The 23,771-nt window shown below is 52.2% G+C and carries 23 protein-coding genes; 12 read left to right on the top strand and 11 right to left on the bottom strand.

Going from position 1 to position 23,771, the window contains the following annotated elements:
• Positions 1-14: 14 nt before the first annotated feature.
• The 3 genes from PHQ58_RS11060 to fliF are packed head-to-tail and all read right to left on the bottom strand — an operon-like array spanning position 15 to position 3,444.
• A complete protein-coding gene (locus PHQ58_RS11060; protein WP_300111049.1) occupies positions 15-710 on the bottom strand; it encodes a FliH/SctL family protein in 696 nt (231 codons plus the stop codon).
• A gap of 2 nt (positions 711-712) precedes the next feature.
• The gene (gene fliG / locus PHQ58_RS11055) at positions 713-1,711 is read right to left on the bottom strand and encodes a flagellar motor switch protein FliG (protein WP_300111048.1); all 999 of its coding nucleotides are present in this window, start codon (positions 1,709-1,711) and stop codon (positions 713-715) included.
• 47 nt (positions 1,712-1,758) lie between these two features.
• Positions 1,759-3,444, bottom strand: coding sequence for a flagellar basal-body MS-ring/collar protein FliF (gene fliF, locus PHQ58_RS11050; RefSeq protein WP_300111047.1), 1,686 nt, complete (start codon positions 3,442-3,444; stop codon positions 1,759-1,761).
• A gap of 178 nt (positions 3,445-3,622) precedes the next feature.
• Between fliF and fliE the strand changes: the two genes are divergently transcribed.
• Entirely contained in the window at positions 3,623-3,940 is a 318-nt protein-coding gene (gene fliE / locus PHQ58_RS11045) for a flagellar hook-basal body complex protein FliE (protein ID WP_300111046.1), read from the top strand.
• Between the two features lie 78 nt (positions 3,941-4,018).
• On the opposite strand, the gene PHQ58_RS11040 is transcribed toward fliE, so the two are convergent.
• From PHQ58_RS11040 to PHQ58_RS11020, 5 genes are all read right to left on the bottom strand, one after another.
• The gene (locus PHQ58_RS11040; RefSeq protein WP_300111045.1) at positions 4,019-5,572 is read right to left on the bottom strand and encodes an ATP-binding protein; all 1,554 of its coding nucleotides are present in this window, start codon (positions 5,570-5,572) and stop codon (positions 4,019-4,021) included.
• Positions 5,573-5,747: 175 nt separating this feature from the next.
• Entirely contained in the window at positions 5,748-6,047 is a 300-nt protein-coding gene (locus tag PHQ58_RS11035) for a flagellar protein FliT (RefSeq protein WP_300111044.1), read from the bottom strand.
• A gap of 10 nt (positions 6,048-6,057) precedes the next feature.
• Positions 6,058-6,501, bottom strand: a complete 444-nt coding sequence (fliS, locus tag PHQ58_RS11030; RefSeq protein ID WP_300111043.1) for a flagellar export chaperone FliS — start codon at positions 6,499-6,501, stop codon at positions 6,058-6,060.
• A gap of 64 nt (positions 6,502-6,565) precedes the next feature.
• Positions 6,566-7,984 (bottom strand): flagellar filament capping protein FliD, encoded by a 1,419-nt coding sequence (fliD, locus tag PHQ58_RS11025; RefSeq protein ID WP_300111042.1) that lies wholly within the window; start codon positions 7,982-7,984, stop codon positions 6,566-6,568.
• A 125-nt stretch (positions 7,985-8,109) separates the two neighbouring features.
• Positions 8,110-8,919 carry a flagellin gene (locus PHQ58_RS11020; protein WP_300111041.1) on the bottom strand — a complete coding sequence of 270 codons (810 nt, stop codon included), beginning with the start codon at positions 8,917-8,919 and terminating at the stop codon, positions 8,110-8,112.
• Here PHQ58_RS11020 and PHQ58_RS11015 point away from each other — a divergent pair.
• The 4 genes from PHQ58_RS11015 to PHQ58_RS11000 all read left to right on the top strand — a co-directional run bounded on the left by PHQ58_RS11015 (position 8,837) and on the right by PHQ58_RS11000 (position 17,965).
• Positions 8,837-9,016 carry a hypothetical protein gene (locus PHQ58_RS11015; protein ID WP_300111065.1) on the top strand — a complete coding sequence of 60 codons (180 nt, stop codon included), beginning with the start codon at positions 8,837-8,839 and terminating at the stop codon, positions 9,014-9,016. The two genes, PHQ58_RS11020 and PHQ58_RS11015, sit on opposite strands and share 83 nt — an antisense overlap.
• 222 nt (positions 9,017-9,238) lie before the next feature.
• The gene (locus tag PHQ58_RS11010) at positions 9,239-10,054 is read left to right on the top strand and encodes a flagellin (RefSeq protein ID WP_300111039.1); all 816 of its coding nucleotides are present in this window, start codon (positions 9,239-9,241) and stop codon (positions 10,052-10,054) included.
• Positions 10,055-10,068: 14 nt separating this feature from the next.
• Entirely contained in the window at positions 10,069-17,178 is a 7,110-nt protein-coding gene (locus PHQ58_RS11005) for a tetratricopeptide repeat protein (RefSeq protein ID WP_300111037.1), read from the top strand.
• Positions 17,179-17,197: 19 nt separating this feature from the next.
• Positions 17,198-17,965: a glycosyltransferase family 2 protein gene (locus PHQ58_RS11000; protein WP_300111035.1), complete on the top strand. Its 768-nt coding sequence runs from the start codon at positions 17,198-17,200 to the stop codon at positions 17,963-17,965.
• Between the two features lie 19 nt (positions 17,966-17,984).
• On the opposite strand, the gene PHQ58_RS10995 is transcribed toward PHQ58_RS11000, so the two are convergent.
• On the bottom strand, positions 17,985-18,470 hold the full coding sequence (locus tag PHQ58_RS10995) for a hypothetical protein (RefSeq protein WP_300111064.1): 486 nt from the start codon (positions 18,468-18,470) through the stop codon (positions 17,985-17,987).
• Here PHQ58_RS10995 and PHQ58_RS10990 point away from each other — a divergent pair.
• A complete protein-coding gene (locus tag PHQ58_RS10990) occupies positions 18,408-18,545 on the top strand; it encodes a PD-(D/E)XK nuclease domain-containing protein (protein ID WP_300111033.1) in 138 nt (45 codons plus the stop codon). The two genes, PHQ58_RS10995 and PHQ58_RS10990, sit on opposite strands and share 63 nt — an antisense overlap.
• A gap of 66 nt (positions 18,546-18,611) precedes the next feature.
• On the opposite strand, the gene PHQ58_RS10985 is transcribed toward PHQ58_RS10990, so the two are convergent.
• On the bottom strand, positions 18,612-19,025 hold the full coding sequence (locus PHQ58_RS10985; RefSeq protein ID WP_300111031.1) for a DUF86 domain-containing protein: 414 nt from the start codon (positions 19,023-19,025) through the stop codon (positions 18,612-18,614).
• The gene (locus tag PHQ58_RS10980) at positions 19,015-19,437 is read right to left on the bottom strand and encodes a nucleotidyltransferase domain-containing protein (protein WP_300111029.1); all 423 of its coding nucleotides are present in this window, start codon (positions 19,435-19,437) and stop codon (positions 19,015-19,017) included. Before PHQ58_RS10980 ends, PHQ58_RS10985 begins: the two co-directional genes overlap by 11 nt.
• A 281-nt stretch (positions 19,438-19,718) precedes the next feature.
• On the opposite strand from PHQ58_RS10980, the gene flhD reads away from it, so the two are divergent.
• From flhD to PHQ58_RS10950, 6 genes are all read left to right on the top strand, one after another.
• On the top strand, positions 19,719-20,045 hold the full coding sequence (flhD, locus tag PHQ58_RS10975; RefSeq protein WP_300111027.1) for a flagellar transcriptional regulator FlhD: 327 nt from the start codon (positions 19,719-19,721) through the stop codon (positions 20,043-20,045).
• 43 nt (positions 20,046-20,088) lie between these two features.
• Entirely contained in the window at positions 20,089-20,634 is a 546-nt protein-coding gene (gene flhC, locus PHQ58_RS10970; protein ID WP_300111025.1) for a flagellar transcriptional regulator FlhC, read from the top strand.
• Positions 20,635-20,801: 167 nt separating this feature from the next.
• Positions 20,802-21,659 (top strand): flagellar motor stator protein MotA, encoded by an 858-nt coding sequence (motA, locus tag PHQ58_RS10965; protein WP_300111023.1) that lies wholly within the window; start codon positions 20,802-20,804, stop codon positions 21,657-21,659.
• Between the two features lie 18 nt (positions 21,660-21,677).
• Positions 21,678-22,616 carry a flagellar motor protein MotB gene (gene motB, locus PHQ58_RS10960; protein ID WP_300111021.1) on the top strand — a complete coding sequence of 313 codons (939 nt, stop codon included), beginning with the start codon at positions 21,678-21,680 and terminating at the stop codon, positions 22,614-22,616.
• A gap of 68 nt (positions 22,617-22,684) precedes the next feature.
• Positions 22,685-23,074, top strand: coding sequence for a chemotaxis response regulator CheY (gene cheY, locus PHQ58_RS10955; protein ID WP_300111019.1), 390 nt, complete (start codon positions 22,685-22,687; stop codon positions 23,072-23,074).
• Positions 23,071-23,721, top strand: a complete 651-nt coding sequence (locus tag PHQ58_RS10950) for a protein phosphatase CheZ (protein ID WP_300111018.1) — start codon at positions 23,071-23,073, stop codon at positions 23,719-23,721. Before cheY ends, PHQ58_RS10950 begins: the two co-directional genes overlap by 4 nt.
• Positions 23,722-23,771 lie beyond the last annotated feature (50 nt).

Genomic DNA, 23,771 nt, shown 5'->3' with positions numbered 1-23,771 from the left:
ACTTGAGGGCAGCATCAGCTTGGCTCACTGGTGCCCTCCCAGCTTGATTCCAGCCCCAGTGTGGCCACCGCGCGTTGCCATCTTTTTTGCAGCGTGGCATCGACCACCATACCGGCTGACTCCACCACGCAGCCGCCCGGCTGCAGTGCCGGGTCTGCGCGCAGGGTCAGCGCCATCCCAGTAAATTCAGAAGGCATCAAGCCCCCAAGCACCTCCAGGTCGGCGGGGTTCATGCGAACTACGGCGCTGCGATGCTCAGCACCCAGCATGTCCAGAGCCTCAGCAATCACAGGCAGCAACACATTGGGGTTGACTGACAACTCTTGGCGCATCACCTGGCGCGCCAATTCACATGACAGCTCCAACACGCCTTGCGCCATGGTTTGTTGGGCCGCTGCCAACTGACTTTGGGTGGTGGCAAACAACGCGCCGAAATGCTGTGCGGCGGCTTGCGCCTGATTGTCCAAAAAATCCGCCATTTTTTGCTGCAGCTCGGCTTCGGCTTGCGCCCTGCCCTGAATCAGGCCAGCAGCGTAGCCAGCCTGTCGGCTGTCCTGGCATGCGGTCGCCAGATCGACCTGGTCTTGCTCAGAGGCACGTGCCTTGGCTTGCGCTTCAAGCAACTGAGCGGTGGTGTCTATGGCGCCAAAGTTCCAGAGCTCGGCGGCTTGAATTTCTTCACCTGGGATAAAACGGGCGTAGTTTCGCATGGCTACACCATCGCGTCATCAGAGCCACCGCCAATGACGATGGTGCCTTCGTCGGCCAGGCGACGCACAATTTTCAGAATCTCTTTCTGCTGCGCTTCCACTTCCGACAAGCGCATGGGCCCGCGTGACTCCAGGTCTTCGCGCAGTGTCTCGGCAGCCCGTGTTGACATGTTGGCCAAAATTTTGTCTTTAAGTTCGGGCTGCGCACCTTTGAGCGCCACGATCAGCACGTCTGAAGACACTTCCTTGAGCACGGTCTGGATCGACTTGTCATCGAGTTTGAGCACATCATCAAAGACAAACATCTTGTCCATGATCTTTTGCGCCAGATCCGGGTCGTGGTTGCGAATCGACTCGATCACCGTACCCTCAATGGCGGTGCCCATCAGGTTGATCATCTCAGCCGCTGTTTTGACCCCACCCAGGGATGATTTACGCATCTTGTCACCGCCTGCCAGCACCTTAAACAACACCTCGTTCAGGTCTTTCAATGCCGAAGGTTGAATACCCTCCATGGTGGCCACGCGCAACATCACCTCATTGCGCTGGCGTTCGGTGAAAAACTTCAAGATATCGGCTGCCTGGTCAAAGTCCAAGTGCACCAAAATGGCCGCCACAATTTGCGGGTGCTCGTTGCGCAGCAACTCGGCCACGCTGGAAGGCTCCATCCACTTCAGGCTCTCAATGCCTGACACGTCACCACCCTGCAAAATGCGGTCAATCAGCAAGGCCGCCTTGTCATCGCCCAACGCACGTTTAAGCACCGAGCGCACATAGTCGCCCGAATTCGACACCAACAAGCTTTGCGCTGCGGCCACACCGGTGAACCGGTCGACCACCTCGTTGACGCGCTCACGGGTAATGGCCTTGGTTTTGGCAATGGCCTCACCGAGCTTTTGCACCTCTTTAGGTGACAAATGCTTGAACACTTCAGAGGCCTCGGCTTCACCCAGAGACATCATCAGAATGGCAGCATCTTCCAGTCCGTCAGTTTGCGACATGTTTTCTTGTCCTCATCAATGCCTGGCCAGACCCTGGTGACACCGCTTTAAGCGGGTGCCTCACCATTGATCCAGGTTTTGACAATGTTAGCCACTGCAGCGGGGTTGTCGCGCGTTAATTTGCGCGCTTCTTCCAGGGCCAAATCCGACGCACTAAGCTCTAGCGCTTGGGTACTACCAGCAGAAGGCCCGGCAAGCAGCGGCCGCTCTGGCTCTTCAGCCTCCAGCGCATCCAACTGCCCGGTGCGCTCGGTATGCGAAACCGCCAGCGGATTGGCCATCACCTTCAGGGCCGGGCGCACCGCACCCATCAACACCAGGGCGCCAAACAACAGCGTGCCTACGGGCCAAGCCAGGCTGCGCGCCAGGTCCAGCAGCTCAGGTTGCTGCCAGATGGGTATTGGTTCTGCATTGACCTTTTCTTTGGTGAACGGGGCGGTGATCACATTGATGGAGTCGCCCCGGTCTTTGCTAAATCCAATGGTTTCGCGCACCAGTGCCGTCATCTTCTCTAACTGCGCATCGCTCATGGCCGCGGTGGTGACCTTGCCCTTGGCATCGGTGGTGGTTTGGTGGTTAAAGATCACGGCGGCACTGATGCGCTTGACCATGCCGGTGCTGCCGCGCACCACACGCACCGTCTTGTCCACCTCGTAATTGATAACAGACTCGCGCCGCCCACCAGCACCCACAGCTGTGGCGCCAGCCGCAGCAAGCTTTTGCGCATCCCCATTGATCGGCGCGCCGCCAGGGCCAGGTGGCTGGTTGGTGGTGGCACCTGGCACACCGGTAGGCGGGGTGGCGCCTGCAGCACCGGCACCGCTTTCAAGCAACTGCTGACTGCGGATAGCGCTGTCGGCAGGCGTTTGATTGGGCTTGAACAGCTCTGAAGTGGACTCGGTTTGCGAGAAATCCAGCTCGGCCGTCACTTGGGCCCGCACGTTTTGCCGGCCCACCACAGGCTCCAAAATATCCAAAATGCGGCTGCTGTAAAGCTGCTCAATCTGTTGCACATATTGCAGCTGTTGCGCGTCAGCACCCATACCACCACCGGCGTCAGGCGGGGTCGACAGCAGTTTGCCGCTGTCATCCAGCACGCTCACGGCCTTGGGGTCCATCTCAGGCACACTGGAAGACACCAGGTGAACAATGCCGGCCAATTGGGCGCGATCCAACGTGTGGCCGCCGTTCAGGCTCACCAGTACCGAGGCGGATGGCTTTTGCTGGTCCCTGAAAAATCCGTTTTGGTTGGGCAGTGCCAAATGCACCCTGGCGCTTTGCACCGAAGACAAGGCCTGAATCGAGCGCGTCAGCTCGCCTTCCAGCCCGCGCTGAAACGTCAGGCGCTCCTGAAACTGCGTCATGCCAAAGCGGTTGGCGGTGTCCATCAGCTCAAAGCCATTGACCGTGCCTTTTGGCAACCCCTGGGAGGCCAACTTCAGGCGGGTGTCATACACCTTGTCGGCAGGCACCAAAATGGCGCCGCCCCCGGCTGCATATTGGTAAGGCACATTCATGGTGGTGAGTTGCGCCACGATGGCGCCACCGTCTTTGTCTGGCAAATTGGCGTACAGCACACGCCATTCGGCTTGGCGCCCCATCACCAGGCCAATGATGCCAATGGCCACAAACAGCACAATGCCCACGCCCAAACGCATTTTTTGGGCCTGGTCCAGGCCTGCCAGGCGCTGGATAAATGTGGGGTTAACAGGAATAGCTAGGGCGGCGGTCATATGTATCTTCCAAGGTGAGTGGGGGCGTGATGCACCTTTGTTGCGGCTGATTATTTGCCCCACCTGCCAAAACATTAGGTTAATAAGAGCGGCATTTACCCCTTACTTCAAATTAAAGCTTTGGCGGTGGCGTTGCTAGCATCCATGTCAACCCACATCTTTGAAGGGCGCACACACCATGAACCTCAAACTCACCCCAAACATCATGCCGGTTGCGGTACACCCCAACCTGACGGCAGGGCTGTCCAAAGCGCCGGTGGGCGGTGCTGAGTCTGGTGGATTTGCAGGGGCATTGAAAGGTGCGCTGAGCTCGGTCAGCGCGGCGCAAAACGACGCCACCCGCCTGCAGCGTGAAGTGCAGCTGGAAAACCCCAAGGTGAGCCTAGAAGAAACCATGGTGGCGATCCAGAAAGCACAAATCAGCTTCCAGGCCACGCTGCATGTGCGTAACCGCATGGTGCAGGCCTATACCGACATCATGAACATGCAGGTGTAGGTTTTTGGTGGATCACAATTGGTCGGCGATAATTTATAAGAAATTGGCTTCTAGCCCTTATTTATATTGCGTAAGCCGCTATATATTAGATAGTTCTTCAACCTCAAATCCCACCACACTCCGGCTGGCCTTGCTGAACTCCACACCAATCAAGTGGATCGGTTGTCCGCTCGCCAGGTAAGGTTTGGCATAACCCTTGTCCTTGATCTGCTGCAAAGCCCTGCCCTCTGGTGCCAACTCGACCACCTTGAACTCGAACACATACACGTTTTGGTTAAAGCGCACCACCATGTCCAAGCGCCCAGCGTTGCTGCTCTGCTCGGTGCTGATGTCCAGGCCAAGGGAGGCAAAGTAGCTGTAGAACACGCTGGCGTAATAACCCTCGTACTGGGCAATCGGGTTTTTGCTGTACCACTCAAACGGAATGCTCTCAAAAAAAGCGGTAAAAAGTGCCTGCATGCCGGCAAAGTCGTTGGCCTGGAGCAGGCGGTAGAGCTTGCCAATGTATGGCCCGGGCAGCATGGGGTTGCCGCTCAGGGCCTGCAACAAACTGTCGTTCAGGCTGGCCTGTACCTCGTAGTTGGGGTATTTGAGCGTAAATTCCTGTCGCCCCGGAATGCGCCAGACGCTGTCAATGGTGAGGTAGCCGGCCTGAAACAGCAGCGCCTCGGGCGAAATATGCCCTACGTCAAAGCTCGACAACAAGGCTTCTGCAGCAACAGTACGACCCAGATCAGGGGTAAAAATCTGGGCCTTGGTCAGGATGTCTATCAAAAACGTGGGCGTCCCGGTCTCAAACCAATAAGGTTTGAATTCCCGCTTTTGAAACAGCAGCAGCAAGTCAAACGGGTTGTAAACACTGTCGCCGGTCCAGTTGTAGCCGTTGTACCAGCGCCTGATCTCGGCGCGGTCAAGCCCAGGCAACTCTGGTGCAAACTCAGTATCTACATCGGCATCGGTGTAGCCACAAATGGCGCTGTAACGGGCATCTACCGAAATGTCGTTCAAGTTGTTCAGCCCAGAAAACAAGCTCACCTTGCTGAATTTGGACACACCGGTGAGCATGGCGAATTGAATGTGGGCATCTGACCCTTTGAGCACTGAGTAAAGGTTGCGCAGCGCATCGCGAATTTCTCGTGCCTCGTCCGGGCGGGCGATGCTGTCCAGAATCGGTTTGTCGTATTCATCAATCAACACCACCACACGTTGGCCGGTGGCGGCATGCACCTCAGAGATCAGCTCTGAAAATAGGCCAGCAATGCTTTGGTTCACGCAACTCACGCCCAGGCGCTTTTGCTCATGCGCCAATATTTCGCGCACCCGCTGATCCAACCCGACGACACCCCCGCGCACGCCTTCGGTGAAGCTGATGCGGATCACCGGGTGCTTGCGCTGCCAGTCCCACTTGTCGTGGCAGTACAGGCCTTGAAACAAAGGCTCCGAGCCGGCATACAGCTCGGCAATGGTGTCAATCAGCAAGCTTTTGCCAAAGCGTCTGGGCCGGCTTAAAAAGTAATACCTTCCCTCTTGCACCAACTGCAAAATTAACCGCGTTTTGTCGACGTAGTAATAGCCTTCTTCTCGAATGATGGCAAAGGTCTGGATACCAATGGGTAACTTTTTGCGGGTCATAGGGCGCTCTCAAAGGGGTTGAGGCCATTGTAGGCAGGGCAAAACCTGTCTGTTCAATGAAAAAGGGTGACAACAGCCAAGCCATTGCCACCCTCTTTCATCACCCAAATTTTTAAGTAAATTTGATCTTAAGCCCTTATAAATTAAGCGCAAGTAACTATTAAATATATAGCAATTAGTGTAAGAACTGATGCGGGCTTTCAAGGTTTTGCTCGCAGTGCATGAGCCAGGGCTCGGCCAGATAACGAATCTGTGCGTCGTTGTTGAGAATGCGCTGCATGATGCGGGTTTTCTCGGCACGCTGCTCGGGGTGCAGTTGCTCCTGGGCGGCACGTGCACGCAGTTGCTCGATGAGTACTGCGCATGCGCCTTCAAAGCGCACCACCTGCTCCCAGTCTTCGGACCTAGCGGCGTCAAGCATTTTGGCGCTGCTGTCTTCGATCGCTTTGTAGTAATTGATTAAAAGTTGTGACATTTTTTGCTCCTCAAGCTTGAAACGAGGTCACGGCAATATCAGCCTTGATTTGGGTCCATCCATCCGCTATGGGCTCTATTAATCCACTGACTTCATCGAGCAACTCAACTCGGTTGTGCAAATTAGCCTCTGTCAGCTTGAGAATGCAAATGTCATAAACCGTTCGAAGATTCAGGGCCAATTCACCCCCACGGTCTGCGTCCAGACCTGCCTTAAGACCTTCTTCCAAAATTCTTACTGATCTTCCAATGGCCTGACCTTTGACAACAATATCGCCCTTGAGCATGGCGCCTTTGGCCTTAACTAAAGAATGCTTCAAAGCCTCAAAAAGCAAATGAACCAACTGATGCGGATCGGCACTGAACACAGCCGTCTCTGCCGCAACTTGTTGGTAAGCATTTCCGCTTGCGGGTCTAAATGGATTTGCTGATCGCATACTGACTGAGGTAAACATTTTGATTCATTCCTGAAGTACCTGATGATATATATATCGGCACTTCAATCGAGAAATGAACCCATCAGGCGGTCGATTTATTCCATTGCGAGATTTGTGAGTTCATATAGGAGCTCAAGCTGTTCCACTGTGCCATTTGCGTGTCGAGTGCAGAATATTGCCGCAGCAGCTGTGCTTCGACCCGTGTCGCACGCTCATTGACCCGGTCCTGGTCAGAGGTGTTGCGGGTAATGGCGCCCTGTATGGCCGACGACTTGTTGCTCACCGCCCCGTCAAAGGTGATCATGCCACGGGCAAAATCACGCACCTTCAAGCCAAATCCATTGGTCGTTGCATCACTGTTGTTGGTGGTAAAGAGCTTTTGCAAATTCGTCATATCCAGCTTGGCTGCATCCAATTTGGTGGCGTTTATCTTCAAGGAACCATTGGTTTGTCGCTCAAGGCCAACTTGAGACAAGTTACTGAAGGTGGAGCCGGTGCTACTAGAACCCAGCATGGAACGTAAAACACCTTGTAGCCCCAGCGTGGTGGAATCACCCTGCAGTGGCCCACCGGTTTTGGTAGCCGCGTTGTATTTGGTGGCATCTGAAATGGTTTGGCTCAAAGCGTTGTATGCATCCACAAAACTCTGGATATTTTTTTGTACTGCATCGGTATCTTGTGTCACCGCAATATCAACGGCTGTCGCTGCGGTTTGCAGCAGTTGCAGCGAAACACCAGGCATCACATTGCTCATGTTGTTACTGGCTGAAGTCAGCGCCACACCATTCACCTTCAAGTTGGCATCCAAACCAGATTGCCCCATGAACATGCCACTTGCAGAAGGCGTCGTCAATGTCGAATTGGTAAAACCATAGGCGTTAAGCGCTGCATTGCCACCTGTTGGCGTGACACTGAAACCTGCCGCCAAACCGGTGCTGGTTGAACGCATGACCAAGCGGTCATTGGTGCCATCATTCAACACCGAGGCAGTCACCCCCGCGTTGGCGGCATTGATTGCAGCTGCAATGGTAGCAACAGTGTCTGTGGCTGACACGGTGACAGGAGTTGCCGCACTAGCTCCATCTGCTGCAAAGCTGGCACCCGTCCACGTACCTAATTGAATTGATAACGACCCCGTGGCACCCACGGCTGAGCCGGCCGTCACGCCCACAGAAGTGACCGCCTGCGCCTGAGCCAATTGCTGCACCGTGACTGACATGGAAGATGCCACTGCAGAGGAACCCGCCGTGACCGCCACCGCGGTCGAGTTAGACGAGGTCGCCTGTTGTGCCGACCACCCACTTGCTGTGGCCAACACCCCCGCAGCATCACCCAAGGCGGATACCTGGGATTTGATGGTGCCGTAGACGCTCAATTGGGTCTGGTATTTAGAGGCCGTGGTTTGCAGAGCTTTCAGGGGCTGGCGCTCGATGGCCACAAGTTGCGACACGATGCTTTTCACATCAAGTCCACTACCCACACCAGTCGACGAAATAGTCATGATTTGCTCCAATCTTTGCCAATATGCCCGCGCACTAAAAGTGAAACGGCGACCCAGACATTGTGTCTGAAGCCGCCTTGTGCCAAACCACTTATCACCAGCCTAAACCGGTGATAGTTGCGCGTTTACCGCAGCAACGCCAACACACTTTGCGGTTGCTGGTTGGCCTGTGCCACCATGGCCGTGCCGGCTTGTTGCAACACTTGCGCACGTGACAGGCTCGCAGTTTCTTGGGCATAGTCTGCATCCATGATGCGGCCACGTGCTGCGGCAGAATTCTCAGAGGAAACACGTAAGTTGGCAATCACGGAGTCGAATCGGTTTTGTGTTGCGCCCCAGGTTGAACGTGCTGTAGAAACGGTGGTGATGTCTGCATCCAATGCCGAAATTTGAGCAAAAGCCGTGCTCGTCGCGGTACCCAAGGTAGTTGCAGTGCCTACGAAAGAAGTACCAGCAACTGTAATTTGGTCATTGGCAGCAGTACTATTCGCCCCCACCTGGAAGGTAAAGGACGCTGCTGTGTTAGTCACAGACAGATTGTTAAATGTAGTCGCAGCAGCAACACGCGTGTTTTCCGAAGCCAACAATTTGTATTCAGCATCCAAGGAAGAAACGTCTGCACTTCCATTTGTACCGTTGGATGCTTGCACCGCCAATTCACGCATGCGCTGCAAATTATTTGCAATCTGCCCCAAAGCGCCTTCAGCCGTTTGTGCCAGACCAATGGCATCGTTGGCGTTGCGCACTGCCACATTCATACCACGTGTCTGAGCGTTCATGCGCTCTGCAATGGCCAAGCCAGCGGCGTCATCTTTGGCGCTGTTGACGCGCAACCCCGATGAGAGCCGAGCCATGGACACTGACAATGAATTGGTGGTGCTTGCCAAATTACGTTGGGCATTGATCGAATTGACGTTGGTGTTGATGGAAGACATGAGAAGCTCCTTAAAAGTAAACAAATCCGGCAAATCTGCCGATCTCAATGCCAACCTATCGGATGGCAATCATGACCGGAACTACCGAGGTAGCTAGCCGGACGACGAGCCTTTTTGGAACCCGTTAAAGTAGTTTTCGGCTGCCTGCGCCAAAAACTTGAGACTTTTAAGAAAAAAAACAAACCCTATCAATTGGATTGAAGTGAAGAAAAGACAGATTTCACTGCCGCTTATCAAGCTTAAGCGCTTGGTTTGAATTTTGCACAATTTGTCTACCGGCAAACCTCACCTCAATTCCCATGCCTTTAAGGAGATTCTCATGGCTTCCACGATCAACAGCAACGTCAATTCGCTCAATGCCCAGCGCAGTTTGGCAGGTACCAGCAACTCATTGGCGGTGTCCATGGCTCGGCTCTCATCGGGGTTGCGCGTCAACAGCGCCAAAGATGACGCCGCTGGCTTGGCCATTGCAGAGCGCATGAATGCACAGACACGTGGTATGAATGTGGCCATACGTAATGCAAATGACGGCATTTCTCTGGCGCAAACGGCTGAAGGCGCACTCGGTGCCATCTCAGACAACTTGCAACGCATGCGTGAATTGGCAGTACAAGCCTCTAACGGCACCAACACGTCCACCGACATTACTTCTTTAAATGAAGAATTCAAGTTGCTAGCCGCTGAAAACGCTCGGGTCGCAGTAGCCACCACTTTCAATGGGCAATCCGTAACCAACACGACTGCATCTTTTGACTTTCAGGTGGGGGCCAACAGCACTGTTAACGACAAGATCACGCTCGCTGGCACGTCGTATGTTGGCACAACAGCTGCTACAGGTTTGGGGACTGCATCAAGCACAGCTTTTTCGCAGATTTCCCTTTTGGATGCGGATATTTCAGCTGTAACCACGGCACGTTCCACCTGGGGTGCGACACAAAATCGATTCGACTCCGTCATTGCCAATTTGCGAGTTTCCTCTGAAAACTCAGCCGCTGCGCGTGGCCGCATCATGGATGCAGATTACGCCATGGAAACAGCAAACTTGTCCCGTGCTCAAGTGCTGCAACAAGCGGGCACCGCCATGGTGGCGCAAGCCAATTCGTTGCCCCAATCCGTGTTGCAGTTGCTGAAATAGTTAATATTGGCTTTATGAAAAGAACCAAGCGCCAGACAAGTCATCAAAAAAAAACAAGCCCAGTTGAATTTGAAACTCTTGCCAGGCTGTTTGGCGAAAGGAGATTTACAGAGGCAGAAACACTGGCGTTGTCACTCACGCAGCGTTTCCCACAAAATGGTTTGAATTGGAAAGTACTGGGTGCTATCTATCAAAGTCAAGGCAAGTACGCTGAATCGGTAGCCAGCAGTCAACGGGCTCTTGAGCTCTTGCCCAATGATGCTGCCACGCTCAACAATCTCGGCACCGCCCTGATCGGAACAGGCCAATTAGACGATGCGCTGAAATGCATTCAACAAGCTCTGGCTGTTGCAACCGACTACGCCAAAGCGCTGAACAATTTGGGCATTGTGTACCGACTGCAAGGGCAACTGGCAGAATCTGAAAAGTATTGCCGACGTGCCGTGCAGCATGCCCCTACCTATGCCCAAGCTCACATGGCATTAGGGAATGCCTTGGAACTCCAAAACAAACTGCCCGAAGCGTTGAACAGTTACCGGGTGGCACTAGAGCTGAATCCTGAAGAAATCAAGCTGCACAGCGATGTGCTGAATTTGCTCAGTCTTGATGACCAGGTAAGCGCCAGCGTACTGCAGCAAGCGCACATGTCATTTGGCGAGCGCTTTGAGACCAACTTTTTGCCACACCTGTCTACATTTAAAAATGACAAAGATGTCAACAGGCCGTTGCATGTTGGTTTTGTAACCAACGACCTGTACAACCATGCGCTGGCCAATTATTTGGAGCCCTTGTTTAAAGGCTTGGCTGGCCGCCCGGCTTTGGTGCTGCATGCGTATTACATTCGTGCCGAAAAAGATGTCGTTACCCAACGTGCACAGGCACTCTTTATGCATTGGCATGATGTGGCAACGCTAAGTGACGACAAGTTGGCAGAACAAATTCGCCAAGATGGTATTGACATATTACTTGATTTGAGTGGCCACACCCTGCCCAACCGACTGCTGGTCTTTGCGCGCAGGGTGGCCCCGGTGCAGATCAGTTGGCTGGGGTATTTGGGCAGCACCGGCTTGAAGTCTATGGATTACTACGTGACCGACGCGCACTGGTTGCCGCCTGGTCAATTTGACGCTCAATTTACTGAAAAATTGCTTTACCAGCCCTGCGCCGCGGCCTTTGAGCCTGATGCTTTAGCGCCGCCTGTGAATGCGCTACCTGCACTGTCAAACGGTCACATCACGTTTGGCAGTTTCAACCGGCTCAACAAAATTAACCCCACTGTGGTTCGGACTTGGGCAGAAATACTAAAACGTGTGCCCACATCAAAAATGGTCTTTGGTGGCATTGCAGGGGCTTTTCAAAAAGACCTGTTGGCTCAATTTACGCAGCTTGGTGTTGATGAATTCAGACTGAGCTTTTTAAAGCGCGCAGTAACGCACGAGTATTTGGCCTACCACCATCATGTCGATTTGTGCTTGGACACGTTCCCCTTTGGTGGCGGTGCCACCACTGCCCATGCAGCCTGGATGGGTGTGCCCACCCTGTGCTGGACTGGCGAGAAGCCAGCCAGCCGCTTTGGCGCAGCCGAAATGGCGCACCTAAGGCTTGCAGAATTCATTGCGCCCAACGCTCACGACTTTATTGAACTGGCTTGTGACTGGGCTACTCGCATTGATGACTTGGCAGCAGTTAGGGCAGGTTTGCGTGAACAATTTCGCAGGTCTGCCTTATGCAATTTCAATGGCTTTGCCGATCATTTTGAAACCAGTTTGCGTATGGTGTGGCAGCGTTGGTGTGCGGGTATAGATGCGGACACTGCAAGTATTGGAAATGACATGACAAACACATCTGCGGCTACTGCGCCAAGTGGTGAGCCATCGGCACTGGAACAGCAAGAGCTCAACAACCTATTCAACCAAAACCGGTTTGAGGCAGCTGAGTCGCTGGCCCACACCTTGATTGTTCAATGCCCTGAGCACGGCTTGGCACGCAAAATGTTGGGCGCGGTGTTGCGCCCAATGGGTCGCTACAAAGAGGCATTGCTGGCACACAGGTCTGCAGTGCAATACCGCCCCAACGACTACGAAGCACATTTCAATTTGGCCTGTGAAATGCAGCAACAGGGCTTGCTGGACGAAGCCGTGCAAAGCTATCTTACGGCGCTTGGCCTGCAACCCAACAACCCCACAGCTTACAACAATTTAGCCAATATTTTTAAAACGATGGGCTTGAATGCGCAAGCTGAGATGTATTGCCGCCAAGCGTTGGAATTACAACCTGACATGGCAATGGCTCACAATAATTTGGGCAATGCGTTGCATGCACAGGGCAAATTTTTAGAGGCTGTGCAAAGTTACCAACAAGCGTTGGTCTTAAAACCTGACTGGGCTGAAGCCCTGAACAACCTGGCTATTGTTTTGAAAGACCTGGGTGAATCTGAGCCTGCACAAGCGGCGTACCGGGCGGCCTTGCGCATCAAACCAGACTGGGCCGCTGCGCACAGCAATTTGCTTTTTTGCTTGAGCCTGGACGTCAACACCACACCGCAAGCACTGCACGAGCAACACTTGGCATTTGGCTCGCATTTTGAGTCACTACCAGCATGCAATAGAGCAACATTCACAAACAGCAAAGATCCACATCGCCAGCTGAAAGTGGGCTTTGTTTCTGGGGACTTTTATGACCATGCGCTGGCCAACTTTTTTGAGCCCATGTTCAGTGCGCTCAGTGCACTGCCAAGCCTTGAGCTACACGCCTACTACACCCATGTTTATGACGACGCGGTAACGAAGCGTTTGCAACCCAGTTTCAAGGCTTGGAATTTTGTGGCCGGCTACACCGATGCTGACCTGGCTACAAAAATTACCACTGACGGCATTGATATTTTGTTTGACTTGTCTGGGCACTCTGCCCATAACCGTTTGTTAACGTTTGTCCGTAAACCCGCGCCCGTGCAAGTGAGTTATTTGGGGTATTTGGGCACCACCGGCTTGCAGGCCATGGACTACTACCTGTGTGACAAGGCATGGCTTCCACCTGAATTGACCTGGCAATTGGCTGAGAAAGCGGCCTATTTGCCATCAGCCATTGTTTTTCAGCCCAGCGAATTGTCCCCTGTTGTGAATGAGTTGCCAGCGTTGAAAAACGGCTATGTCACCTTTGGTAGCTTTAACCGCCCCAACAAAGTCAATGCGTCGATGATGATGCTCTGGAGCATGTTGCTGCGCAATGTGCCAACGTCGCGCCTGATGTTTGGTGGGATGCCCCAAGACAGCCAGAGCCTGCTGCGCCAGAGCTTTGCCAACGAAGGCATCGCCATGGAGCGCTTGACGTTTTTTGAACGCTGCAACTTGCCAAGCTATCTGGCACTGCATCACCAGGTTGATTTTTGTCTAGACACCTACCCGCATGGCGGTGGGGCCACCACAGCCCATGCGGCCTGGATGGGCGTGCCTTCGCTATGCCTTGCTGGCGAAACACCAGCGAGCCGCTTGGGTGCGATGGAAATGCACCACTTGGGTTTGGACGGTTTTGTTGCCACCAGCATTGACGACTACCTTGAAAAAGCGCAGCACTGGGCAAGCCATGTGACTGATCTGGCAGCCGTTCGCGCTGGAATGCGTGAACGTTTTAGGAACTCAAACCTTATGCAGAATGCGCAGAATGCTACACATTTTGAATTACTGGTGCGCAGCATGTGGCATCGCTGGTGCGACGATCTGCCGCCTGATGCCATCGATGTCGACACTACAGTGTTCATCACGCCCTCAACACAACCCGCATCTACCCCCACCCCTGCGCCGCCAATACTGCTGACCACATTGGTAGATTTTTTTGAAGCTAAAGACTACCCGGCAGCCCATGCGTTGGCGAAGCGGCTGACTCTGCAATACCCCGGCGAAGCCGTGGCCTGGCGAGTTTTAGGCTACGTTTTGCAAGCGCAAGAAAATTACGCTGCGTCAATTACCCCACTCAAGCAAGCGCTATTCATTGCCGCTGACGACCCGGTAGCTCAACACAACCTGGGCATGGCGCTGGTGGCCCTGAATCAGGCTGACCAGGCCCTACCCCACCTGCAAGAAGCTGTGCGACTTGACCCGGGTTACGTCAAAGCGCTGGTCAACTTGGCCATGGTGCAGCAATTCAAGGGGGACGTGGATGCCGCGCAGGCCAATTGCGAAGCTGCCCTTCGTTTGGACGAACAAGACGCGTCGGCTTACATCCAACTGGGCAAGGTATTTGAAGAAAAGGGCCAAATCTCTGAGGCGCAAGCGTGCTATTACCGTGCCGACATGGCGCACGAGCCGCGGCGCGAGGTGGCGCACAGCAACGTCTTGTACCTGCTGAACCACGACGTGCTGGTAGAGCCCCAGCATTTGTTTGAAGAACACCTGGCATTTGGCCAACGCTTTCAGACCCCGCTGCTTGCGCAACAACACCCCCACTCCAACAACAAAGACCCTGACCGTGTTCTACACATTGGGTTTGTGTCTGGCGACCTGAACCACCACGCACTGGCCAACTTTTTGGAGCCCCTGTTTGAGCAACTCGCCAAGAAAAGCAGGCTAACCCTTCATGCTTTTTATACAAAAGGCAATGATGACGAATACACCCAGCGCATGCGCCAACAGTTTCACACATGGCATAGCGTGGTCGACCTTGATGACGCCCAACTGGCGGAGCTGGTACGTGCTGAAAAAATTGACATTTTGATAGACCTGGCAGGCCACACCGCCAAAAACCGGCTGCTGGCATTTGCCCGCAAACCTGCGCCCATTCAGGCCAGTTGGCTGGGTTACCTGGGCACGACAGGTCTGAAAGCCATGGACTACTACATCAGCGATGCCTATTGGATTCCCCCGGGTGATCTGGACTGGCAGTTTGCAGAAAAAATGGCTTATTTGCCGTCGGTGGTCACTTTCAAGCCACATGCTTCGTCACCACCAGTCAACGCCCTGCCCGCATTGAAACATGGGGCCATCACCTTTGGCAGCTTTAACCGCGCCAACAAAATCAATGCTTCTGTGATTGCGCTTTGGAGCATGTTGTTGCGCAGCATTCCGTCATCTTGCTTGTTTCTTTGCGCTATAGAAAATGAAGACAAAGACGATCTTATTAAAAGCTTCGCAGCGGAAAGTATCACCTCAGACCGACTTGGGTTTTGTCCCCGTGTGGCCACTGCAGATTACTTGGCGCTGCACCATCAGGTTGACATTTGCCTAGACACGTTTCCGCACGCTGGCGGTGCCACCACAGCCAACGCAGCCTGGATGGGCGTGCCCACATTGGGAATGGCCGGACAAACACCGGCCAGCCGATTCAGTGCCGCACTGATGCATCAACTGGGGTTGGACGATTTTGTGGCGGGAAGCATTGAAGAGTTTGTGCATATAGGGCGCTATTGGTCAGACCACCTTGACGCATTGGCACAACTGCGCTCTGGGATGCGGCAGCGTTTTGCATCCTCAATGCTGGGGCAGCCCAAAGAATTTGCCAATGCGTTTGAAACCATGCTGCGCACCATGTGGCAGGGGTGGTGCATAGATGCTGCGGTACAGAGTCTCAATATTAATAACAACCATACATTCCCTCGCAACTCTAAGGCCCGTTTTGAGCCCATCTTGTCAGAGCTGCCGTCTTTGGTGGTGGTGAGCGCAAGCAAACTCTCTGAGTATGCTTTTTGGGCGCAATCTGCGCTGGGTCTATCCATCAAACGGTTAGTACAACAAGGTGAAAATATTTCCGTTGATATCGCCTTTCAAAACGCACGTGGATTGCCTGAAATTTTCAACGCTGCCATTGAGCGGGCACACCCCGAAGACATTCTTGTTTTCATGCATGACGATGTCTGGATTGACGAATACAACTTCTCGCAAACCGTTGCTGCTGGATTAAAGAAATTTGACGTAATTGGAGTGGCTGGTAATAAGCGACGCTTACCAAATCAACCGGCATGGTGCTTTGTCGATCAAAACTTCACATGGGATGACAAGAACAACCTCAGTGGCCACGTTGGCCATGGTGTAAATGCCTTCGGTCAACTGTCAAATTTTGGTGAAGTGCCTTCTGCTTGCGAATTGTTAGATGGGGTGTTTATTGCAGCTCGTAAAAGCACGTTAATAACCAGTAAGGTGCAATTTGATCCACAGTTTGCTTTTCACTTTTACGATGTGGATTTTTGCCGCACGGCTAGAGAATCTGGCTTGACGCTTGGAACTTGGAGTGTTCACCTTACGCATCAAAGTGGTGGTGCGTTTGGCGGTGAAATTTGGAGCAGTAATTTTTTTGAATACAAAAAAAAATGGAATGATTTTCTTACGCTCGTTAATAATAATCTTGACCAAAAAAATGTGTTAAATGTATGCATCGGACACAAAGCTCCGCCGAGTTATTTTAACGATACCTTTGATATATTTATATCGCCAATTGAAATAAAAGAAGTGCCAAATGCTTTAGTGATACCAGATGAAATCTACGGAATAAATGGAAATTCACTCTCTGAATACTCTCAACTAATTTGGCTATCAAAGAATATAGACTATTTTTGCAAAAATCTAAAATATATAAGGGTATTTCACTACCGAAGATTCACCGCATCAAACATCAGAAATTCTAGAAAGTCCACCAATGCACCTTGGATTAATCTGGTAAAAAGTAGTGATGTTAGTTTATACAAAGAAGATTTTTTAAATTTAGTTAGTAATGAATTATACAATACCCCAGTTTATTTTAAAGATGGAATGCTGGAGCAATATGCATCCAATCATTTCCTTGAAGATATTTTAAATTTTACAAAATATCTCGTTTCAAATGAAATTATTTCAAAAAATGATGCCTGCAAATTTTTAAATATTAAAAATTTTATTCCCTCCTGTAGTATCGGTGTTTTTAAAAAGATAGAATTTACAAATTTAATGGGGCTTTTAGAACAGGCTGCCTTATTTCGTTACTCAGACAGTTACATTGACCGTTCAGGATATCAGCGACGAACAATTGGATTTTTACTAGAGAGGTTTCATAGCTTTTTAATTTTAATTATGAAAGAGAGAAACATTTTAACTGGCAATTTTTCTAACCATATGATGATTTCTGATACCAATTCTGAGATTGTGACTCCATCCAATTAATTATCATTACATATAACTCATGAAAAACCCTCTTGTATCAATATTAATTCCGGTTTTTAATAGGGAAAATTTAATAGAGAAAACAATTAATTCAGCATTAAATCAAACAGTTTCAGATATTGAAATTATCGTCATTGATAATGCCAGCACGGATGCCACACCCCTAATCGTCAAAAATTTGCAAAAAAAAGATAAAAGAATAAAGTTTTTTGAAAATAAAAATAATATTGGGCCTGTTTTAAATTGGTTAAAATGTGCAAACATGGCAAATTCTAAATATGCCAAGATATTATTTAGTGATGATTTAATTCATGAATCATTTTTAGAAAAAACGCTACCTTATATCTTAATTCAGGAGTGTGCCTTTGTCTACACACCAGCATATGTTGGTCATAATGACTGGCAAGGTAGCATTCAATACCAAGCTTTTTTAGGTGATACAAAAATTACAAGAAACAGTTATGTAAGAATTTCGACCTTTTTGGATCATTTCGTTCCTGTTTCGCCAGGTGCAGCCTTGTTTAGAACGTCAGATCTCAAAAATGCTATAAAAGACAAGTTGGATGGAGTAGATGGGTATGATTTTGCTAAAACTGGAGCAGGAGTGGATTGGCTCATTTATGCTTTAATTTCATTAAAATATTCACATATTTCCTATGTGGCTGATCCATTAGTTTATTTCCGAGCACATCCTGGTTCAATTTCTATTGAAAATAAGGATCAACTGATCCCAATGGGCTATGAGATTGCTAAAAAGTGGTTTATTTCTAACTATTTGAATCTGTGAATATGCGCTTACCGGAAAGTCACACCTTAATATGATGCCAGCCATCACGAAATGGGTATTGATCGAAATGAAGCTGGAAACGCTGGAATTGACGAAGGAAGAGCGGATGCAATGCTGCGAACTTAGGCCGCAACCCGCCTGGCGGCGTCATGCGGTCAGTCAGGGCCAGCAGATCGCGAATCTCCTGGTCGGTGTAGATGTGAGGGGCAAGCCGTCGATGGCCGCGGCCCAAGATGAATGGCGGCGGCACCTCAGTGGCGGGCTCGAATTGGCGGTAATAGGTCGCGAACGGTCGGACGACCTCCAGCCTGCGCGCTGCCGTAACGGTGCTCGTTCGTGCGACATACTCGCGCGCCCAATCCAGTTGCAGATCGAGCGTCAGCGTCCCTTGATGGTCTCTGGCGTCGGCGAATCGGGCGAAGCGCATTAGCTCGGTGCCCGGGTGCAGCAGATCAAGGACAAGGGCTACGCCGACAAGTACCGTGCACGCGGTGAGCCGATCCACTTGATTGGGGTGGAGTTCAGCAAGGCCAGCCGCAACATCGTCGATTTCGAGGTGGAAACGCTACGAATTCGATAGCCTCTTGCGCAACATCATCAAAGCCTAGAGGCCTATTTTATCAAATATCATCAGAATGATGACAGTTCAATCCAGGAACTCAGTCACCAAAAACCGCACGACAAATTGGTCTTTGTCGGCGGCAATCAATGCAATAACTTGGTCCATGTCGATGTTCATGTAGTCATGCACGATGCGGTTGCGAAGTCCAATGATGGCGTTCCAGGCAGATAGGTCAACCTGCGCCACCAGGTTACGGGTGGCCAGGGCCTTGAATGCGTCATAGCCCGACACGGGTACGGGCTGGTCACTGGCTTTGAGCAATTGTTTGGCTTTACCAATGGCGTTTTCAATGAGTATTTGGAGGGCATGAAGCACGCCGCCTTGCTCCAGGGGCGTAAGTGCGCGGCCCTGCCCAAGGATAGCTTTGGCTTGCGCCAGCAGGGCGCTTTGTTCAGCGGCAACGCGTGCAGTCTCCGCCTGGTAAAGGTCAAGCCGCATGTTGTTTATCCCAATAAAAGTCTTCCAGTTCACGCCAAGTGCGCTGAAGAAACCGCGCCCACGCCAAAGAGTCTTCGCCCGCCAGCGGCACGCCTTCTTCTGCCACGCTGGCACGCATGGCCAAGTTGGCGCGGCGAAGTTCGATCAGGTCAATCGCAGTGGGCGCAATATTCAAGTGGCGCGCCAGTGTGCGCCGCAGGGTTTCGGTTTTACCTAAGACAGTCAGCCAGTCAAGCTGATGTGACCATTGCAGCGCAATGTCCCAGTCGCTGTCGACGCGGGCGGTGTCGGTGGCACGGCTCCCCACCAGCACTGCAAAATCAAGCTCAGGCTCATCACGCAGGGTTTGCAGCCATGCTGGGCGGCTTTTGCCGGGCGCAATATCTGGTATCAAGGTTTTGCTGGTTACCACGGTCATTGCCTTTTTAAATCGATCCAGTCAACAGGACGCTAACAGTGGATTGATTTTAGGCAGATGCGCGGGCGCCGGGCAAAGCACCGAAAAGGCAGGCCAAACCAGCGCCATGTAGGGCTTTTTCCTACAAGCCCAGCGGTTTACCCGACACCCGCATTAGCCATTGACCGATTCAAGTTTTCAATTGGCCCGTTCAGAATCGGCTCCATGGTGGTGAAGCAGGCAATTAGGCCCCAAACACCATCCAATTGATTGAAGCCTTTTTCCAGGAGCCCACCATGAACGACGAGCAACTCTCCAACGACATCCGTGATGCCAACCTCACTTACCTGATGCTGGCGCAAAACGTGATTCGCAAGGACAAGGCTGAAGCGTTGTTCCGCCTGGGCATCTCTGAAGAATCTGCCGACATGATTGCCATGTTGTCGCCAGCGCAGATTTTGAAGATTGCCACCAGCCCGATGTTGCTGTGCCGCTTTCGGGTGGACGATGACATGGTGTGGGGCTTGCTCACCAACCACACGCCAGCCAAGGTCGACAACGATGCCACCACCAAGCTGCACGCCAGTATTTTGATGGCCGGGCGTTTTGCCGAAGCCCTGTAATTTCGTCACCCGACATCACCCCAAGTTTCCCGGAGCACACACCATGGCCACCGCATCTACCAAAAGCGTTCTGAATGATTCCAAGCAGGTTGAGCGCGCTGTGGCGTTGATTCAGCTCGGCGCCCGCTTGCAGGTGCTTGAGAGTGAAACCAGTTTGTCTTATGAGCGTTTGCTGCGCCTCTATAAAGAAGTGGCTGGCAAATCACCGTCCAAGGGTCAGTTGCCGTTTTCCACCGACTGGTTTTTGACCTGGCAGCCCAATATTCATGCGTCTTTGTTTTTGAACACGTATGAGTACCTGAACAAGGTCAGCGCGCTTGATGACATTGACGCCATCATGAAGGCCTACAAACTTTACACCGAGCAGATTGCCACCTGCGGTGTCGAGCCCCTGCTGAGCATCACACGCGCTTGGCGACTGGTGAAGTTTGTCGACAACCACATGCTGGCCATGACCAAGTGCTGCAAGTGTGGCGGGCATTTTGTGAGTGAGGCTTACGAGAACAGCCGCCACTTTGAGTGCGGCCTGTGCACCCCACCGGCACGCGCTGGCAAAGGTGCCAATGCCGGCGGCATTTTGCTGCATTAACAACTATAAAATATATAGCTGCTTACCCTTTATTTATAAGGGCTAGAGTTCTATTTAGTAAAAATCTTCAAGGTCGCTATTTTGGGGACGATATGATAGAGACAGGTTCACGCGGGGTGAACCGCTCAATTTTTAGAAGCCAGCGCTTCTTCTGACACCTCAGGTCTATGTTCGTCATTGTTGGTTGGTTGATTGTTATGGTGTGCGTCTTTGGCGTGTACATCTTCCACGGTGGCAACATCATGGTGGTGCTGAAGGCATTGCCGTTCGAGTTGATCACCATTGGCGGGGCCACCATGGGTGCGTTTGTGGCCAACAACCAGATGAAGGTCATCAAGGCCAGCATCAAGGGTTTGGGCATGTGCTTCAAGGGCAGCAAGTACACCAAAGCCCGCTACATGGACTTGTTGGCGCTGTTGTTTGACATCTTGCAAAAAGCCCGCAAAGAAGGCCTGATGGCCATTGAGAAAGATGTGGAAGAGCCGCATTCGTCTGAAATCTTCAAAAAACACGGCGACGTGGGCCATGACCACCATGTGGTCGAATTCATCACCGACTACCTGCGCATGATGGTCTCTGGCAACCTGAATGCGCATGAGATCGAGTCGCTCATGGACAGCGAAATCGACACCCATCATGCTGAAGAATACGCCGCTGTGGCCGCCTTGCAGCGCATTGCTGGCGGCTTGCCAGCGTTTGGCATTGTGGCGGCCGTGCTGGGCGTGGTGAACACCATGGGTTCGGTGGGTCAGCCACCGGCCGTGCTCGGCGGCATGATTGCCTCGGCACTGGTGGGGACGTTTTTGGGTATTTTGCTGGCCTATGCTTTTGCCGAGCCTCTGGCTGGCTTGCTGGAGCAAAAGGTTGAAGAAGCCGGCAAAGAATTTCAGTGCATCAAAACCACGTTGCTGGCCAGCATGCAAGGCTACAACCCTGCCACTGCCATTGAATTTGGCCGCAAAGTGCTTTACTCCACCGATCGACCCACGTTTGGTGAGTTGGAAGCCTTCGTGAAGAAAAAATAACACAAGCGGCACTGCACCATGGCCACCGAAGCCAAAAAACTACAACCCATCATCATCAAGCGGGTCAAAAAAGGCGGCCACGCCGCGCATGGTGGCGCCTGGAAGATTGCCTACGCCGACTTTGTGACCGCCATGATGGCGTTCTTTTTGCTCATGTGGCTGTTGGGCAGCACATCTGAGGGTGACAAAAAGGGTTTGTCGGATTATTTTCAATCACCCTTAAAAGTCGCCATGCAAGGCGGCAGCGGCGCGGGCGCCAGCGCCAGCATTATCAGCGGCGGTGGTACCGATTTAACGCAAAGCGCCGGCCAGTCAAAGCGCACAGACAGCACAGACTCCAAAAGCAAAAAACAAGCTGGCGACCAGGCCAAAGCAGCACGCGCCAGGCAAGATGCGCAAAAGCTGGCTGAGCTCAGTGCCAAAATCAGCGCCATCATTTCCAGCACGCCGAAACTGGCAGAGTTCAGCAAGCAAATCAAGCTGACCATGACACCCGATGGCCTGCAAATTCAAATTGTGGACGACCAGAAGAGGCCCATGTTTGACAGTGGTGGTACCACCGTCAAGCCCTATATGCGCGATATTTTGCAAGAGATTGGCGCGGCCCTGGTCGACATTGACAACAAAATCAGCATGGATGGTCACACCGACCAAACGCCCTACGGCGCAGGGGCACGTGGCTACAGCAACTGGGAATTATCCGCTGACCGGGCCAACGCCTCACGCCGTGAACTGATTGCGGGAGGCATGCCTGACGACAAAATTGCGCGTGTGATGGGGCTGGCGTCCAGCGTATTGCTTGATGAGGACAATCCGCGCAGCCCAGCAAACCGTAGAATCAGCATCACTGTGATGACCCGCGAGGCAGAAGAGCGTTTGCTGGGCCCACGCCGCGAAGAAGTCATCACCGAACCCAACACCGCACCGGCTGACTTAAAGCCGGCGGCTTCACAGTAAGATCATTGTCTTCAAGATCAGGTACATAAGTATGACCGTCGTTAATTGTGCTTCTAAGAGGTTCTTCCATGGCAAATGAGCTCAAGTTTTTAGTCGTGGACGATTTCTCGACCATGCGCCGCATCGTGCGCAATCTTCTTAAAGAAAGCGGCTTTACCGAGGCCGACGAGGCTGAGGACGGCGTGGTTGCCCTGCACAAGCTGCGCAACGGTAATTTTGATTTCGTGGTGAGCGACATCAACATGCCCAACAAAAATGGCTTTGAGTTGCTCAAGGAAATGAAAGCCGACGAAAAGCTCAAGCACATTCCGGTGCTGATGGTGACCGCCGAAGCACGCAAGGAAGACATTGTGCTGGCGGCCCAAAGCGGCGCTGCGGGCTACATCGTCAAGCCGTTTACCAAAGCCACCCTGGAAGACAAGGTGAACTTGATCCTGACCAAACTGGGGCTCAAATGAACGCCGCCGCCGCCAGCCCAAGCCCTGCCACAGACGTGCCGCAAGACGTGCACCAACGCCTGGGCGCGCTAACACGCCAGCTGCACGACTCCCTGAATGGTTTAGGCCTGACTGAACAAGTTAAGAGCTGGGCCGGTGAAATTCCTGATGCCAAGAGCCGCCTGACCTACATTGCACGACTCACCGGTGAGGCAGCAGAGAAGGTTTTGAACAACGTGGATCAGGCGAAAGCTCACCACGACCACATTGCCGCAGAGACGCGCCGCATTGGTGCCTTGATTGTCAAAGACCCGGTGGCTGCTGTGGCCAAGGGCCATGTGATGAATTTCATTACAGACGTGGAAGAAGCCACCAAGCAAATCGACAAGAACCTGACCGATATCATGATGGCGCAAGACTTTCATGACCTGACCGGGCAGGTGATCTCAAAAGTGGTCAATCTGGCTGCCAGTATTGAGAGTCAGTTGCTTCAATTGTTGATTCTGACCGCGCCCGCAGATGCGCCGGTCAAAGCGCCTGTTGTTGAGTCTGTCAAGGAAATCACTGAGCCTATTTTGCAAGGGCCAGTGGTCAACCCTGAAGGCAACCCCGATGTCGTCAAAGGCCAGTCTGAGGTGGACGACCTGCTCGCCAGCCTGGGCTTCTGAGGCAACGCCAAACAAGCGGGTGAAACACCTGCTTATTGCCCTTTAGTTTC

It is taken from the genome of Rhodoferax sp. (genome assembly GCF_028688795.1).
GTDB lineage: Bacteria > Pseudomonadota > Gammaproteobacteria > Burkholderiales > Burkholderiaceae_C > Rhodoferax.
The sequence above is the reverse complement of the archived record's forward strand: the minus strand, read 5'-3'. Positions and strand labels throughout refer to the sequence as shown.

Bases quoted from the DNA above. Each gene is read 5' to 3' on its own strand.
- PHQ58_RS11060 (WP_300111049.1), bottom strand. From the start codon at position 710: ATGCGAAACTACGCCCGTTTTATCCCAGGTGAAGAAATTCAAGCCGCC.
- fliG (WP_300111048.1), bottom strand. From the start codon at position 1,711: ATGTCGCAAACTGACGGACTGGAAGATGCTGCCATTCTGATGATGTCT.
- fliF (WP_300111047.1), bottom strand. From the start codon at position 3,444: ATGACCGCCGCCCTAGCTATTCCTGTTAACCCCACATTTATCCAGCGC.
- fliE (WP_300111046.1), top strand. From the start codon at position 3,623: ATGAACCTCAAACTCACCCCAAACATCATGCCGGTTGCGGTACACCCC.
- PHQ58_RS11040 (WP_300111045.1), bottom strand. From the start codon at position 5,572: ATGACCCGCAAAAAGTTACCCATTGGTATCCAGACCTTTGCCATCATT.
- PHQ58_RS11035 (WP_300111044.1), bottom strand. From the start codon at position 6,047: ATGTCACAACTTTTAATCAATTACTACAAAGCGATCGAAGACAGCAGC.
- fliS (WP_300111043.1), bottom strand. From the start codon at position 6,501: ATGTTTACCTCAGTCAGTATGCGATCAGCAAATCCATTTAGACCCGCA.
- fliD (WP_300111042.1), bottom strand. From the start codon at position 7,984: ATGACTATTTCGTCGACTGGTGTGGGTAGTGGACTTGATGTGAAAAGC.
- PHQ58_RS11015 (WP_300111065.1), top strand. From the start codon at position 8,837: ATGGACACTGACAATGAATTGGTGGTGCTTGCCAAATTACGTTGGGCA.
- PHQ58_RS11020 (WP_300111041.1), bottom strand. From the start codon at position 8,919: ATGTCTTCCATCAACACCAACGTCAATTCGATCAATGCCCAACGTAAT.
- PHQ58_RS11010 (WP_300111039.1), top strand. From the start codon at position 9,239: ATGGCTTCCACGATCAACAGCAACGTCAATTCGCTCAATGCCCAGCGC.
- PHQ58_RS11005 (WP_300111037.1), top strand. From the start codon at position 10,069: ATGAAAAGAACCAAGCGCCAGACAAGTCATCAAAAAAAAACAAGCCCA.
- PHQ58_RS11000 (WP_300111035.1), top strand. From the start codon at position 17,198: ATGAAAAACCCTCTTGTATCAATATTAATTCCGGTTTTTAATAGGGAA.
- PHQ58_RS10985 (WP_300111031.1), bottom strand. From the start codon at position 19,025: ATGCGGCTTGACCTTTACCAGGCGGAGACTGCACGCGTTGCCGCTGAA.
- flhD (WP_300111027.1), top strand. From the start codon at position 19,719: ATGAACGACGAGCAACTCTCCAACGACATCCGTGATGCCAACCTCACT.
- flhC (WP_300111025.1), top strand. From the start codon at position 20,089: ATGGCCACCGCATCTACCAAAAGCGTTCTGAATGATTCCAAGCAGGTT.
- motA (WP_300111023.1), top strand. From the start codon at position 20,802: ATGTTCGTCATTGTTGGTTGGTTGATTGTTATGGTGTGCGTCTTTGGC.
- motB (WP_300111021.1), top strand. From the start codon at position 21,678: ATGGCCACCGAAGCCAAAAAACTACAACCCATCATCATCAAGCGGGTC.
- cheY (WP_300111019.1), top strand. From the start codon at position 22,685: ATGGCAAATGAGCTCAAGTTTTTAGTCGTGGACGATTTCTCGACCATG.
- PHQ58_RS10950 (WP_300111018.1), top strand. From the start codon at position 23,071: ATGAACGCCGCCGCCGCCAGCCCAAGCCCTGCCACAGACGTGCCGCAA.